Origin of the sequence: Kitasatospora sp. MBT66, from assembly GCF_000710405.2 — a bacterium.
GTDB classification, from domain to species: domain Bacteria; phylum Actinomycetota; class Actinomycetes; order Streptomycetales; family Streptomycetaceae; genus Kitasatospora; species Kitasatospora purpeofusca.
Map to the genome: position 1 here is coordinate 214,211 of NZ_JAIY01000016.1, position 699 is coordinate 214,909.

The following is a 699-nucleotide window of genomic DNA, read 5'->3' on the forward strand; positions in this document are numbered from 1 at the left end:
CGACTCGCTCGGGCACACCAGGCTCTCGCTCAGCACCGTGCACGAGAGCGCGATCGACGCCGTCACCGGGCTGAAGAAGCAGCAGGCGATCGGCCAGGACGACCTCTTCGGCGCGCTCGACGCCGAGGAGGGCGGCGGGATCGGGCTGGACTTCCAGCTGACCGACCGCGAATGGCCTCGCCGCCAACTGCTCTCCCTGGAGCGGGAGATGCTCGGTCTCTACGTCTCCAGCCACCCGCTCGACGGCGCCGAGCACATCCTCTCCCAGAACCGCGACACCTCGATCGCCGACCTGCTCGGCTCGGGCCGCACCGAGGGCGAGGTCCGCCTCTCCGGCCTCATCACGGCCGTGGACCGCCGGATCAACAAGGCCGGCAACGCCTGGGCGATCATCACCGTCGCCGACCGCGACGGCTCGGTCGAGGTGCTCTTCTTCCCCGCCACCTACAACCTGATGGCCGAGCAGATGGTCGAGGACAACGTCGTCTCGGTCCGGGGCCGCCTCAACGAGCGCGACGGCTCGCTGAGCATCTTCGGGCAGGAGCTCACCACCCTCGACGTCTCCTCCGCCGAACTCGGCACCAAGCCCCCGGTCCAGATCACCGTCCCGGCCGCCCGGGTCACCCCCGGGGTCGTCGCCGAGCTCAAGCTCGCCCTCCAGGCCCACCCCGGCGACGTCCCCGTCCGCCTGCTCACCAC

General features: G+C 70.8%; 1 protein-coding gene. It reads left to right on the top strand.

All coding sequences use genetic code 11. From position 1 onward, the window contains the following. On the top strand, window positions 1-699 hold a 699-nt coding region (locus BI06_RS54205), incomplete at both ends, for an OB-fold nucleic acid binding domain-containing protein (RefSeq protein WP_233290470.1).